Source organism: Pseudomonas sp. NA-150 (assembly GCF_044336365.1).
Taxonomy (GTDB): domain Bacteria; phylum Pseudomonadota; class Gammaproteobacteria; order Pseudomonadales; family Pseudomonadaceae; genus Aquipseudomonas.
On the sequence record NZ_CP172305.1, the window covers coordinates 1011352 to 1025006 of the forward strand.

Annotated in this window: 13 protein-coding genes; 2 read left to right on the plus strand and 11 right to left on the minus strand. The window is 59.1% G+C overall.

The genetic code is table 11. The features are described from left to right. Window positions 1–7: 7 nt before the first annotated feature. From ACF0H7_RS04880 to glpK, 11 genes are all read right to left on the minus strand, one after another. Complete coding sequence (locus tag ACF0H7_RS04880; protein WP_397451668.1) at window positions 8–382, minus strand: EamA family transporter; 375 nt, start codon at window positions 380–382, stop codon at window positions 8–10. Between the two features lie 158 nt (window positions 383–540). Then, window positions 541–870 (minus strand): GlpM family protein, encoded by a 330-nt coding sequence (locus ACF0H7_RS04885; protein ID WP_397453830.1) that lies wholly within the window; start codon window positions 868–870, stop codon window positions 541–543. 47 nt (window positions 871–917) lie between these two features. Next, window positions 918–2243: a sigma-54-dependent transcriptional regulator gene (locus ACF0H7_RS04890; protein ID WP_397451669.1), complete on the minus strand. Its 1326-nt coding sequence runs from the start codon at window positions 2241–2243 to the stop codon at window positions 918–920. A 14-nt stretch (window positions 2244–2257) separates the two neighbouring features. Continuing rightward, window positions 2258–4168 (minus strand): ATP-binding protein, encoded by a 1911-nt coding sequence (locus ACF0H7_RS04895; RefSeq protein WP_397451670.1) that lies wholly within the window; start codon window positions 4166–4168, stop codon window positions 2258–2260. A gap of 66 nt (window positions 4169–4234) precedes the next feature. Further along, entirely contained in the window at window positions 4235–4969 is a 735-nt protein-coding gene (locus ACF0H7_RS04900; RefSeq protein ID WP_397451671.1) for an amino acid ABC transporter ATP-binding protein, read from the minus strand. Beyond that, a complete protein-coding gene (locus ACF0H7_RS04905) occupies window positions 4966–5634 on the minus strand; it encodes an amino acid ABC transporter permease (RefSeq protein WP_397453832.1) in 669 nt (222 codons plus the stop codon). Before ACF0H7_RS04905 ends, ACF0H7_RS04900 begins: the two co-directional genes overlap by 4 nt. Continuing rightward, window positions 5631–6377 (minus strand): amino acid ABC transporter permease, encoded by a 747-nt coding sequence (locus ACF0H7_RS04910; RefSeq protein ID WP_397451672.1) that lies wholly within the window; start codon window positions 6375–6377, stop codon window positions 5631–5633. Before ACF0H7_RS04910 ends, ACF0H7_RS04905 begins: the two co-directional genes overlap by 4 nt. Window positions 6378–6467: 90 nt before the next feature. After that, on the minus strand, window positions 6468–7382 hold the full coding sequence (locus tag ACF0H7_RS04915; RefSeq protein ID WP_397451673.1) for a glutamate/aspartate ABC transporter substrate-binding protein: 915 nt from the start codon (window positions 7380–7382) through the stop codon (window positions 6468–6470). 386 nt (window positions 7383–7768) lie between these two features. After that, entirely contained in the window at window positions 7769–9307 is a 1539-nt protein-coding gene (glpD, locus tag ACF0H7_RS04920) for a glycerol-3-phosphate dehydrogenase (protein WP_397451674.1), read from the minus strand. A 260-nt stretch (window positions 9308–9567) separates the two neighbouring features. After that, the gene (locus tag ACF0H7_RS04925; protein WP_397451675.1) at window positions 9568–10323 is read right to left on the minus strand and encodes a DeoR/GlpR family transcriptional regulator; all 756 of its coding nucleotides are present in this window, start codon (window positions 10321–10323) and stop codon (window positions 9568–9570) included. A gap of 122 nt (window positions 10324–10445) precedes the next feature. After that, a complete protein-coding gene (gene glpK / locus ACF0H7_RS04930; protein WP_397451676.1) occupies window positions 10446–11951 on the minus strand; it encodes a glycerol kinase GlpK in 1506 nt (501 codons plus the stop codon). 291 nt (window positions 11952–12242) lie between these two features. Between glpK and ybaK the strand changes: the two genes are divergently transcribed. Both ybaK and ACF0H7_RS04940 read left to right on the plus strand, forming a co-directional pair. Then, window positions 12243–12713: a Cys-tRNA(Pro) deacylase gene (gene ybaK / locus ACF0H7_RS04935; protein ID WP_397451677.1), complete on the plus strand. Its 471-nt coding sequence runs from the start codon at window positions 12243–12245 to the stop codon at window positions 12711–12713. A gap of 106 nt (window positions 12714–12819) precedes the next feature. Next, window positions 12820–13602, plus strand: a complete 783-nt coding sequence (locus tag ACF0H7_RS04940; RefSeq protein WP_397451678.1) for a PhzF family phenazine biosynthesis protein — start codon at window positions 12820–12822, stop codon at window positions 13600–13602. The last annotated feature ends 53 nt before the right edge of the window (window positions 13603–13655 follow it).

Here is a 13655-nt window from a genome sequence, read left to right on the forward strand (position 1 = left end):
AACAGCCTCATGCGCCCGTAGCGCAAACCAGCATGACGCCGGCGGTAATCACAAGAGTACCCAGCCAGCGCCGACGGCTGACGGTTTCGCCCAGCACCAGACGCCCGCCCAGCACCACGCCGCAATAGCTCAAGCTGATCGCCGGAAACACCAGGCTCAGCGGTGCCAGCGATAGCACTTCCAGCCAGGCGACGAATAACACCGCGTAACAGGTCACCCCGCACCACAGCAGCGGAGAACCCGCGATTTGCCGCCAGAAATTGCGCAACTTGAAACCGCCTTCGTGTTCCGGCAAACGGTCCAGGCCAAGCTTGAACGCTATCTGGCCGGTGACATCGAGAACGATGCACAGTGCGATCAACAGGATCACGGATGGGGACAAGGGAACAGCTCCAGACAAAGTGGGTCGGGGTACTGCAAAGACCGGGCCACTCGGTGGACGGTGTCCTTGTAGGAGCGAACTTGTTCGCGAGGCGTGATACCTGACACACCGCACTATGCCTCTCGCCAACAAGTTGGCTCCTACAGGGAAGCGGTCAGTCAGGCGTGAACCCTGACCCACACCGTCACCAGTACCGTCGCGGCGAACAACCACGCCACCGCCGCCAAGGCCAGGGAAGCCTCCAGACGCAACCGATCCACCAGCACATACAACGTCGCCAGATAAACGAAGTACGGAATGATCGACCACATACCAAACAGGATGGTGGTCTTCAGATCATCTAGCGATCGGTTCTTGCCGACGATGTAATGCGCAATCAAGGCGAAGGTCGGGAACAGCGGTACCAGCCCGGCGATGTAATAGTTTTTGGTCTTGGCCAGTGCGGCCAGGATGACGACGACAGCGGCGCCCAACAGGGCTTTGAAGATCAGGTCCACGGGAATCTCTTGGCAGCAATTGATGGAAGGTGCGCTGATCAGGCCAGCCCGTACTTCTTCACTTTATCGAACAGGGTGGTCTTGGCCATGCCCAGTTCCTGACTGGCCTGGCTCAGGTTGCCGCCACTGCGTTGCAGGGCGTCGCTGAGCAGGTTGCGTTCGAAGGCTTCCACGGCTTCGGCGAAGTCGAGGCTGTTACTCGCGGCAGCAGTTCCGGATTTCTTGAACGCCGGCAGGCCCAGGGCATAACGTTCGGCGACGTTACGCAATTCACGCACGTTGCCCGGCCAGTCGTGGCTCATCAGGTTCGACAGGGTCTGGCGATCCAGCTCCGGCGTTTCTCGGTCAAAGCGCAACGACGATAGCTGCAAGAAGTGTTCGAACAGCTGCAGGATGTCTTCACGTCGTTCGCGCAGTGGCGGCAACTCCAGGGTCACCACGTTGAGGCGGTAATACAGGTCGCTGCGAAATTGCGAGGCTCTGCTCAACTCGTCCAGATCGGATTTGGTGGCCGCAATCACCCGGCAATCCACGGCCACGCTCTGGTTGGAGCCCAGGCGTTCCAGGGTTCGCTCCTGCAATACCCGCAACAGCTTGATCTGCAGGTTCATCGGCATGCTTTCCACTTCATCGAGGAACAACGTGCCGTTGTGCGCGTGTTCGATCTTACCGATGCGCCGTTTGCCCGCGCCGGTGAAGGCGTTGGCCTCGTGGCCGAATATCTCGCTTTCGAATAGGTTCTCTGGCAAGCCTCCGCAATTGAGCGCGACGAATTGATGGGAATGACGACGGCTGAAGTCATGCAGGCAGCGCGCAACCAATTCCTTGCCAGTACCGGTTTCGCCTTCGATCAGCACATTGGCCGAGGTGTCGGCGACGTTGGCGATCAGCGCGCGCAGGTTTTGCATTGCTGGCGAGCGGCCAATGATTCGGCCTTCCAGCGAGTTGCGTTCGGCCAGTTGCCGGCGCAGCGACCACACTTCACGGGCCAGGCCGCGTTGCTCGAGGGCGCGGCGCGCGACCTCCACCAGGCGTTCCGGGGAGAAAGGTTTTTCCATGAAGTCGTAGGCGCCGTCACGCATGGCATTGACCGCCATGGAGATGTCGCCGTGGCCGGTAATCAGCACCACCGGCAGGCTGCGATCACGCGCCTTGAGGCGGGTCAGCAGCTCCAGTCCGTCGATGCCCGGCAGGCGAATATCGCTGATGACAATCCCGGCGAAATCATCGCCGATCCGCGCCAGCGCTTCTTCGGCACTGCCGACGCCTTCGCTGGGAATATCTTCCAGGGCCAGGGCTTGCTGGCAACCCAGCAGCACGTGGGGATCATCCTCGACGATCAGAACGGTCAGGTCGCTGTTCATGCTTCTCGGCTCATTCATATCGGCTCGGCTTCACGGGAGTGCGGGGCGTTGACCAGCGGCAGGCACAGGACAAACACGGTGCCACCACCGGGCGGATGTTCTGCACTGAGTTTACCGCCAGCAGCGGCGGCGAGGCTGGCCGAAAGGGTCAACCCCAGCCCCAGGCCTTGTTCGCCGGGCTTGGTGGTGAAGAAGGGTTCGAACAGGTGCTTGCGCGCGTCGAGGTCAATGCCGTGGCCATTGTCGCGGACGTCGAGGCGATAGCGGCCATCGACCACAGCGCCCTCCAGCCAGAGCTCGGGCAGCGGTTGCGATTGCATCGCGTCCAGGGCGTTGCCGATCAGGTTGACCAGAATCTGCTCCAGACGTGTCTGGTCAATCATCAGTGCGACGTCGTCAAACTGCTCATGCAGATCGAGATGGAAGTTTTCCAGTCGACCGTTGAGCACTTGCAGCGCGGCGTCGACGGCTTTGCGCAACGAGGCCATGCCCTTGTCGTCACCGCGTCGGGCGAAGGCACGCAGGCTGGCGGTAATCCGGCCCATGCGATCCACCAGGTCGTTGATGGTGCGCAGGTTGGTGGTGGCGGTATCAAAGGCGCCGCGCTCGATGAAGCGCACGGTATTGCCGGACAAGGTGCGCAACGCCGCCAGTGGCTGATTCAGCTCATGGGCAATGCTGGTGGACATCTGGCCGATGGCGGCCAGTTTGCCGGCCTGAACCAGTTCATCCTGGGCGTGACGCAAAGTGTCTTCGGCCTGACGTCGCTCACGAATCTGGCCCTTGAGGCGTTCGTTGCTGGCGCGAAGATCGGCGGTGCGCTCGGCAATCTTGCGTTCGAGTTCGTCGTTGGCTTCCTGCAAGGCTTCGCGGGCAGCCAGTCGGGTGGCGATCACTTTGCGTCGCTCGTTCCAGGCGATCAGCAAAAACGCCACCAGCGCACAGACCACCGCGACCAACATACCTTGGCGGGCGGCTTCGCTGCGCAGTTCTTCCAGTGGCGTGAGCAACGTCAAATGCCAGGGTGTATCGCTCAGCGGGCGGGTCTGCGCCAGGTAGCTGACCTCACTGTGGCTTGGGTCGACGCTGCTGTTGGCGGGGAAGGTCAGCTTCTCGACGCCTTCGGCCAGTGTTTCACGGGCCAACGGCTGCAGTTCGATCAGTGGCCACCAGTAATACTGCAGGCTGCGGGCCAGACGCTCTTTGATTTCCGGGGTCAGCGGGCGAACGGATTTAAGCCGGCGGGTCGGGTCGCTGGACAGAATGATGATGCCGTTTTCGTCGGTGACGTAGGCCTCAAGGCGCGCACGCTGCCAGCGTTCCTCAAGCGCTTCGAGACGCACTTTGATCACAGCGACGCCGATGATTTTGCCGTGTTCTTCCAGACCGTGGGCCAGGTAGTAGCCGGCTTCGCCGGTGGTGCTGCCGATGCCATAGAAACGTCCGGGCAGACCGCGCACGGCGTCCTGGAAATACGCGCGAAACGACAGGTCTTCACCGAGGTAACTGTCGGCGTCGCGCCAGTTACTGGTGGCGAGCACGCGGCCGGAGGTGTCGAGCACATAGATCGCCCGACTGCGGCTGCGGCGGTTGAGGCCTTCGAGGTAGTCGTTGACGTCCTGACGCAGCTCAGGCGTCGGATCTTTCAACAGACGAGAAACATTGCCTTCGAGCTCGAGCACGCTCGGCAGGTAGGTGTAGCGGCTGATTTCGCTTTCAACCGTGCGCGCATGCAGCTCAAGCTGACGCTGGCCATTTTCACTCAGGGCCTGAATACCGTTGTGTTCACTGACCAGATAGCTGACATAGCCCAGCGCGACCATCAGCAGGATGACCAACGGGGGCAGAAACAGGTGGCGTATCAGGCGGGGTTTCACGGCGAGTGATGGCGGGGCGGCGCGGGTGGTTTTGGTGTCGCATTTCATCACAGTCGTCCTGGACCGACCAGTTGTCCGTGCCCCTTTTTGGCAGGCACGGACAGCCGGTTTTACTTAGTGCTGCAGGATCTTGGCAAGGAAGTGCTGAGCGCGCTCGGAGCGTGCAGTGACATCACCAAAAAACTCTTCTTTTTCGCAATCTTCAACGATGTGGCCTTGATCCATGAAGATCACCCGGTTCGCCACTTTACGGGCGAAGCCCATTTCGTGGGTCACGCACATCATGGTCATGCCTTCGTGGGCCAGCTGCACCATCACGTCGAGCACTTCGTTGACCATTTCCGGGTCAAGGGCCGAGGTCGGTTCGTCGAACAACATGACCACCGGGTCCATCGCCAGCGCACGGGCAATCGCCACACGTTGTTGCTGACCACCGGAAAGCTGGCCCGGATGCTTGTTGGCGTGCGCGGACAGGCCGACACGCTCCAGCAACTTCAGACCTTTGTCGGTGGCTTCTTCCTTGCTGCGACCCAGCACTTTGATCTGCGCGATGGTCAGGTTTTCAACGATCGACAGGTGCGGGAACAGTTCGAAATGCTGGAACACCATGCCGACGCGTGAGCGCAGTTTCGGCAGGTTGGTCTTGGGATCTCCGATCGACGTGCCGTCGACCACGATGTCACCCTTCTGGAAGGGTTCCAGCGCGTTGACGCACTTGATCAGCGTCGATTTGCCGGAACCCGATGGGCCGCAAACCACCACCACTTCGCCTTTTTTGACCTCGGTGCTGCAATCGGTCAGCACCTGGAAGTCGCCATACCACTTGTTGATGTTCTTGATGGAAATCATACGGCAAACCTTTTTTGCAGACGCTTCACCAGCTGCGAGGCGGCAAAGCTGATCACGAAATACACCAGACCGGCGAAGATCAGGAACTCATTGGACCGGCCGATGATGTCGCCACTGGAGCGCGAGGCATTGAGGAAGTCCACCAGGCCGACGGCATACACCAGCGAGGTGTCCTGGAACAAAATGATGCTTTGCTGCAACAGCAGCGGGGTCATCTTGCGAAACGCCTGGGGCAGGATGATCAACCGCATCATTTGCCCGTAGCTCATGCCCAAGGCCTGGGCTGCGCCCATCTGGCCTTTGGAAATGGACTGCACACCGGCCCGCACGATTTCGCAGAAGTACGCGGCTTCGAACATCATGAACGCGATCAGGCACGAGGTGAACGCGCCAATCGGGGTGTCCTGGCCAGTGATCCAGCGCAGCACAAAGGGCACCGCCAGGTAGAACCAGGTGATCACCAGCAGCAACGGGATCGAGCGAAAGTAGTTCACGTAAGCGCCGGCCAGGTTGGCCAGCAACTTACTCGACGACAAACGCATCAACGCCAGAACGGTGCCGAGTGCGATGCCGCCGACGACACCCAGCGCCATCAATTGCAGGGTCATGATCATGCCGTTCCACATGCCGGGCAGGGCGGGAACAATTCCACTGAAGTCCATTATTTACCCCCCAGAGAGATCAAGCCGGGTACCGCGACTTTCTTCTCGATCAGGCGCATCAACAGCATCAGTCCCATGTTCAAGGTGAAATAAATCAGGGTTGCCAAGGTGAAGGCTTCGAACAGGTTGGCGGAGAACTCGGCGGTCTGCTTGGTTTGCGCGAGCAGCTCCATCAGACCGATCAGCGAGGCGACGGACGTGTTCTTGAAGACGTTGAGGAATTCCGAGGTCAGCGGCGGAATGATCACCCGGTAAGCCTGAGGCAGCAGTACGTTCCAGTAGATCTGCGGCAGCTTGAAGCCCATGGCGCGTGCAGCGGACTCCTGTCCGCGCGGCAACGCTTGAATACCGGTTCGCACCTGTTCGCACACCCGTGCGGTGGTGAACAGACCCAGGCACACCACGACGCTCAGAAACGCTGAGGTCGTTGGGTTAAGGTCTTGCTTGTACCATTCCTGCAAGCCAGCGGGCAGCAGATCGGGTACCAGGAAGTACCAGATAAACAGCTGTACCAGCAGTGGAACGTTACGGAAGATTTCCACGTAGACCGTGGCGATGCCAGACACCCAGCGGTTTGGCACAGTCCGCATGACCCCGAGCACCGAGCCCAGTGCCAATGCGATGATCCAGGCGACGACGGCGATACCGATGGTCCAGCCCAGGCCGGTAAGGTACCAGTCCAGATAGATTTCGTTGCCGATGCCGGTGGACTTGAGGAATACGCCCCAGTCCCAGTTGTAGTTCATCAGGGTCTCCCCTCAGTTGAATCGATTCTTAGGCACCTTCTTCCACTTGACCGCGCGTGGGCGCGTTCAGGTGGAAGAGTAGCCAGTGCTTTAAATCTTGACGTCAGGAGCCGGCTTGTCGGTCGGGTTGGCGATCAACGCTTTGAGCTGGTCGCTCATCGGGAACATCAGGTTCAGACCCTTCGGCGGGATCGGCTGAGTGAACCACTTGGCGTAGATAGTGTTGATTTCGCCAGACTTGTAGGTCGCGACGATGGCGTCATCCACGGCTTTCTTAAACGCAGGGTCGTCCTTGCGAACCATGCAGCCATAGATTTCGTAGGATTGTGGCGTACCGGTCACAGCCCAGTCAGTTGGCACTTTAGCCTTGGCCATTTCGCCTGCGAGCAGGGCGTCGTCCATCATGAACGCGACCGCGCGGCCGGATTCCAGCATCTGGAACGACTCGCCGTGGTCTTTAGCCGAGATCACGTTCATGCCCATTTGCTTGTCGGCATTCATCGATTTGAGGATGCGCTCGGACGTGGTGCCAGCGGTGGTCACGACGTTCTTGCCTTTCAGGTCCGCGAAGTCTTTGTACTCGGAGCCTTTCTTGCTCAGCAGACGGGTGCCGATTTCGAAGATACCGACCGAGAAGTCGACTTGCTGGCCGCGCTCGGCGTTGTTGGTGGTGGAGCCACACTCAACGTCGACAGTACCGTTCTGTACCAGCGGGATACGGGTCTGCGAAGTGACCAGGTTGTACTTGACCTTCAGGTCAGGCATGTCCAGGTCTTTCTTGATGGCTTCGACGATTTTCAGTTGGATATCGTGCGAGTAGCCAACCGGAACGCCGGACGCGTCAGCGATGTAAGAGAACGGGATCGAGCTGTCGCGATGTCCGAGGGTGATGGTGCCGGACTCTTTGATTTTCTTCAGTGTGCCGGTGAGTTCAGCAGCGAAAACTGGAGTGGTGATCAGAGCGGCAGCGATTGCTGCGCCCAAAAGATGGGGAACGATGCGCATCAGTGTTTCCTCGAATTTGTTTTTTTTATGGGACCGGAAAGAAGGTCCTCTCAAATCTGCGAATACCTCAACGGCGGCTCAACCTGAGGCGCACGCTACGGTCGACGCATTCGACGGAAAGTGTAGAGCATGACTCATGCCAAGCACGTGAAACCGACTAATATGTTGATTTTTAAGGGTTTTATTTTTAAATATAGCGAGATGGCAATTGGCCGCGTCCGGTTGTCCGAACTAATGGCTGTTGCGCGTTCGGGATTCCGAATGGCGGAGCGGGGGAAGTCGCCGGTAGGTAATTCGCGGTTGTCAGGTAATGCTTCCGTGCCTGTCACACAGTCTTCGCAGGCTTGCCTGCGAAGGCTTCGTTCCCGACGCCCCGCCACACGTGATCAGGCCGCTTCGATGGTGCTTTTATGACGGGCCACGGTGTTCAGGTAGTCCTGCACCCGCGCCTGTTCTTCAGCCGTGGTGAACAGCCCCAGCTTGCTGCGGCGCCACAGAATGTCATCGGCGTGGGTCGCCCATTCCTCGCTGCACAGGTAATCGACCTCGCGGGTGTACAGGCCGCCGCCCAAAGGATCGCCCATGTCGGCGAGAGTCTGCACGCCTTCCATTAAGCGCCAGCTACGGCTGCCGTAAGTCCGCGCCCAACGCCGGGCGATTTCAATCGGCAGCCAGTCGAAACGGGTTTTCAGTTGATTGACCAGCGCATGCGGCGTGGTCATGTCCTCGCCACCGGGCAGGCTGGCGGTGGCGGTCCAGCTCGGTTTCATCTGAGTGAAGAACGGCGCCAGTTGCGCCATGGCCGATTCAGCCAGCTTGCGATAGGTGGTCAGCTTGCCGCCGAAGACCGACAGAATCGGTGCCTCGCCAGCGCCGCCCGACAGCGACAACGTGTAGTCGCGGGTAATCGCTGACGGGTTATCCGATTCGTCGTTGCACAGCGGACGCACGCCGGAATAGGTGCGCAGGATATCGCTGCGGCTCAGTTGTTTCTTGAAGTGTTCGTTGACCACTTTCAGCAGGTAATCGGTTTCGCCTTCGGTAATCGCCACCTGGCTTGGATCGCCCTGATATTCCCGGTCTGTGGTGCCGATAATGGTGAAGTGTTCGAGGTATGGAATGGCAAACACGATGCGCTGATCTTCGTTCTGCAGGATGAACGCATTTTCGCCTTCATACAGCTTCGGCACGATCAGGTGGCTGCCCTGAATCAGGCGGATGCCGTATGGCGAATCGAGTTTCAGGTCATCCCGGATGAACTTGGCCACCCAAGGCCCGGCCGCGTTGACCAGTGCTTTGGCCCGAATCGAAAACAGGCCGCCGTCGGCGCGTTCCATGTGCAGGTGCCACATGCCCTTGCTGCGTTTGGCGTTAAGGCAGCGGGTCTGGGTGTGAATGTGCGCACCGTTTTCCCGGGCCGACATGGCGTTGAGCACCACCAGGCGAGCGTCGTCGACCCAGCAATCGGAGTATTCGAAACCGCGGGTGATGGTCGATTTCAGCGGGCTGTCGTTGCCGAATTTCAAGCTGCGCGAGGCCGGCAGCTTTTCGCGTTTGCCCAAATGATCATAAAGGAACAAGCCGGCACGAATCATCCAGGCCGGACGCAGGTGCGGGCGGTGCGGCAAAACAAAGCGCATCGGTTTGACGATGTGTGGCGCTTTGGCCAATAGCACTTCACGCTCGGCCAGCGCTTCACGCACCAGACGGAATTCGTAATGTTCGAGATAGCGCAAACCGCCGTGGATCAGCTTGCTGCTGGCCGACGAGGTATGGCTGGCCAGATCGTCCTTTTCACACAGGAACACCGACAAACCGCGACCGGCTGCGTCCGCGGCAATACCGACGCCATTGATACCACCGCCAATGACGGCAATGTCATAGACCTCGGAAAGCGGTGGCGCGGGCAAGATTGACTGGGACATCTGACGGCCTCTGTGCATATCTTCGAATGGCGAATTCGAACATTTATGTTCAATATCGAAAATAGTAGCGCAATAAGAAAGGGGTCGCTAGCGGCCAATCATTGAAAATTTGGAGGGTATTGATAATAAAAGGAAAAAAATCGAACATTTTTAGCGAGGGGCGTACAGAAGTCCTGTAGGAGACGATAAGACCGGAACGGCCTTCCGGCCGATGGATCGCAGCCTGCGGCAGCTCCTACAAGGGATGTGCGATGGGCAAATCAAACCACTTCGAGGCGAATCTTGTGCTGGGTCAGCAAGTGCATCAGCGCCGGGACCGGCGCATGGTCGGTCACCAGGCAATCGATCAGGCTGATCGGCCCCAGTCGCACCATGGCATTGCGCCCGAATTTGCTGGAGTCGGCGGCCAATATCACTTGCCGCGCGTTGGCGATGATCGCCTGGGAAACGCGTACTTCCTGATAGTCGAAGTCCAGCAGGCTGCCGTCCTCATCAATACCGCTGATGCCCACCAGGGCGAAGTCAACCTTGAACTGATTGATGAAGTCGACGCTGGCTTGACCCACGACGCCGCCGTCACGCCGCACATTGCCGCCGGCCAGCAGGACTTCGAAGTCGTCCTTGGCGCTGAGGATCGAGGCCACGTGCAGGTTGTTGGTGATGATCTTCAGGTGGTTGTGGTTGAGCAGCGCACGAGCGATGGACTCGGTCGTGGTGCCGATATTGATGAATAACGAGGCGTGATCAGGGATCTGCGCGGCAATGGCTTCGGCGATCCGTTGTTTTTCATCGCGCATCTGATCCGCACGCATGGCGTAAGCGGTGTTTTCAATGCTGGAGTCATAGGCCGCGCCGCCGTGGTAGCGCCGCAGCAGGTTCATTTCCGCCAATTGATTGATGTCACGGCGAATGGTTTGCGGGGTCACGACGAACAACTGAGCCATTTCTTCGATGCTGACGTAACCACGTTCGCGCACCAGTTCGAGGATCTGCTGCTGACGGGGAGGCAGATTCATTATTTTGATTTTCCTATCAGGCTGCCGTGCAAATGGCCTCCATGATGCCGCAGGCCGGTCGCACCTGTCAGCTAATGAATGGTGCCCCCGCCTGCTTCCCGCACCTGCATGCGGGCATCGAATCAGTGACTTTCTTCGTGGGGCTCCCAGTCGCGGGTGCGGTCCACGGCTTTCTTCCAGCCGGCATACATCTTCTCTTTTTCTGCATCGTCGCATTGCGGCTGGAACTCACGCTCGATCACCGCTTTGCTGCGCAATTCGTCCAGGCTGCCCCAGAAACCGATGGCCAGGCCGGCCAGGTAGGCGGCGCCCAGGGCCGTGGTTTCACGCATTTGCGGGCGTTCGACCTTGGTGCCAAGGATGTCGGCCTGGAACTGCATCAGGAAGTTGTTGGCCACCGCGCCGCCGTCTACCCGCAGGGACTTCAGGCGCTCGCCGGCGTCTTGTTGCATGGCGTCCAGCACGTCGCGGGTCTGGTAGGCGATGGACTCCAGCGCGGCACGAATGATGTGGTCGACCTTGACCCCACGGGTCAAACCGAACAACGCGCCTCGTGCATAGGGGTCCCAGTACGGCGCGCCCAAACCGGTAAACGCGGGCACCAGGTAGACACCGTTGCTGTTCTTGACCTTGCTGGCGAAGTATTCGGTATCGAATGCATCGTTGACCAGTTTCAGTTCGTCACGCAGCCACTGAATGGTCGAGCCACCGTTGAACACTGCGCCTTCCAATGCGTAAGCCACTTCGCCCCGAGGGCCACAGGCAATGGTGGTGAGCATGCCATGGGTCGATTGCACGGCCTTCTTACCGGTGTTCATCAACAGGAAGCAGCCGGTGCCGTAGGTGTTTTTAGCCTGGCCGGCTTCCACGCACATTTGGCCGAACAGCGCGGATTGCTGGTCGCCTGCGATACCGGCGATGGGGATGCCGCTCTTGCTTTCGCCGTAGACCTCGGAAGAACTGCGAACTTGCGGCAGCATTTCCCGCGGAATATCCAGCAGCTCAAGCATCTTCGCGTCCCACTCCAGCGTGTGGATGTTGAAGAGCAGGGTGCGCGAGGCGTTGGTGTAGTCGGTGACGTGCACCTTGCCACCGGTGAATTTCCAGATCAGCCAGCTGTCGATGGTGCCGAACAGCAGCTCGCCCTTGCGTGCGCGTTCGCGGCTGCCTTCGACGTGGTCCAGGATCCACTTGAGCTTGGTGCCGGAAAAGTACGGGTCAGTGACCAGGCCGGTGGTCTGGCGGATGTAGTCTTCGTGGCCGTCGCGCTTGAGCTGCTGGCAGATCTCGGTGCTGCGGCGGCATTGCCAGACTACGGCGTTGTAGATCGGCCGGCCGCTGTCTTTCTCCCAGACAACAGTGGTTTCGCGCTGGTTAGTTATGCCGATCGCCGCGACTTGGGCGTGGCTCAGGTTGGCTTGTGCCAGTGCTTTGGTCATGCACGCAGTCTGGGTGGCGAAGATTTCCATCGGGTCATGTTCGACCCAACCAGGCTGTGGATAGTGTTGGGCAAACTCGCTCTGTGCGGAACTGACCACGTTGGCATCGCGGTCGAAAATGATCGCACGGGAACTGGTCGTACCCTGGTCAAGGGCAATGATGTAATTCTTATTCTGTGTGTCGGTCATGTCGACTGCCTTGCACTAAAGAGCCATTAGTTTAGGTCTGAAATCTCGCGCGGGGTACAGCGTAAACAGCGATCAGCAACACCTCTCGGGTGCTAAATATTCGTTATCGAAAAAATATAGACATTAAGGAATACTGTCAAAGGTCGAAAGCGAACGACAGGTACGATTCCAGGCGGGTTTTATGGGATAAGCTGGAGATCGCCTGAGCTTCGCAGCCGATGGGGTGTTTTAGCAGCAGATGTTTTAAAGTGGGCACACCGTTTTCAACGTCCAGCGCCTTTGGAGAGCTGCATGACCCCCGCATTGGATTTACTGAAAAAAGCTCGCGCCGAGCACCATGTCCACAGCTATGAACACGATCCGAAGGCGGCTTCGTACGGTCTGGAAGCGGCGGAAAAGCTCGGGCTGGAACCTGCCAGAGTGTTCAAGACCCTGTTGGCGGCCACGGAAAAGGGCGAGCTGTTGGTGGCGGTGGTGCCGGTCGCGGGCACGTTGGACCTGAAAGCACTGGCGCATGCCGCGGGTGCGAAGAAAACCGAAATGGCCGACCCGGCAGCCGCCCAGCGCGCCACAGGCTATCTGCTCGGCGGCATCAGTCCGCTGGGGCAGAAGAAGCGCCTGCGGACCTTTATCGATGAGTCTGCGCAGCCGTTCGCCACCGTCTTCGTCAGCGCCGGGCGCCGGGGCCTGGAAGTCGAGCTGTCGGCGGCGATACTGGCGCAACACACCCAGGGCATTTTTGCCGAAATCGGCCGCGCATAACGCACTGTATTGTTGATAACTGCGGACTCTGTCACTGGCGGTGGCTTCACTCGGCGTGCATGCTGGGCATCAACCTCTACTCGAATCACCACAAGGTTTCCCGCTTATGGAGCTTGAATTTCACCAAGTCGACGCCTTCAGTGATCGCCCGTTCAGTGGTAATCCGGCCATGGTTTATCGGCTCGACAGTTGGTTGGCGGACGATTTGATGCAACGCATCGCGGCTGAGCACAACCTGGCGGAGACCGCGTTTCTGGTGCGCGAGGTCCAAGGCTGGCACATCCGCTGGTTCACCCCGACCACTGAAGTCCCGCTGTGCGGCCACGCCACACTGGCCAGCGCCCACGTGTTGTTTGAGGTCTACGGCGAACCCTCCGAGCGCATTGATTTCATCGGCAAGACGGGTGCCTTGAGCGTTACCCGGGAAAATAGTCGCTTGCTGTTGGACTTCCCGGCGATGGTGCCAACCAATGTGGGCGTGACCGTGGAGTTGGAGCAGGCGCTGGGTGTCGATATTGTCGATGTCTTCGGTTCAGCGGAATTGATGGTGCTGCTTGAGTCCGAGCAAGCGGTTCGTGAGTGCAAGCCGGACATGGTGGCATTGGCGCGCTTGCCTTGGCCGGGGGTGATCGTCACCGCCAAGGGCGATCAGCATGATTTCGTCTCGCGCTACTTTGCGCCGGGCATCGGTATTCCCGAGGATCCAGTCACTGGCTCGACCCATTGCAGCCTGATCCCCTACTGGTCGAATCGTCTCGGCAAACTAGGGATGACCGCGTACCAGTGTTCGGCTCGGGGTGGCGAGTTGTTTTGTCGCCTGGAAGGTGACCGGGTGAAGATCGGCGGGTATGCGAAGCTGGTGGCGAAGGGGACGTTGCTGCTCGGTTGAACAAGATCTGTAGGAGCGGGCTTGCCCGCAATCGCGATATATCTGCGACACCG

Coding starts and splice junctions, on each gene's coding strand:
- ACF0H7_RS04890 (WP_397451669.1), bottom strand. CDS start 2,243: ATGAACAGCGACCTGACCGTTCTGATCGTCGAGGATGATCCCCACGTG.
- ACF0H7_RS04895 (WP_397451670.1), bottom strand. CDS start 4,168: ATGAAATGCGACACCAAAACCACCCGCGCCGCCCCGCCATCACTCGCC.
- ACF0H7_RS04900 (WP_397451671.1), bottom strand. CDS start 4,969: ATGATTTCCATCAAGAACATCAACAAGTGGTATGGCGACTTCCAGGTG.
- ACF0H7_RS04910 (WP_397451672.1), bottom strand. CDS start 6,377: ATGAACTACAACTGGGACTGGGGCGTATTCCTCAAGTCCACCGGCATC.
- ACF0H7_RS04915 (WP_397451673.1), bottom strand. CDS start 7,382: ATGCGCATCGTTCCCCATCTTTTGGGCGCAGCAATCGCTGCCGCTCTG.
- glpD (WP_397451674.1), bottom strand. CDS start 9,307: ATGTCCCAGTCAATCTTGCCCGCGCCACCGCTTTCCGAGGTCTATGAC.
- ACF0H7_RS04925 (WP_397451675.1), bottom strand. CDS start 10,323: ATGAATCTGCCTCCCCGTCAGCAGCAGATCCTCGAACTGGTGCGCGAA.
- glpK (WP_397451676.1), bottom strand. CDS start 11,951: ATGACCGACACACAGAATAAGAATTACATCATTGCCCTTGACCAGGGT.
- ybaK (WP_397451677.1), top strand. CDS start 12,243: ATGACCCCCGCATTGGATTTACTGAAAAAAGCTCGCGCCGAGCACCAT.
- ACF0H7_RS04940 (WP_397451678.1), top strand. CDS start 12,820: ATGGAGCTTGAATTTCACCAAGTCGACGCCTTCAGTGATCGCCCGTTC.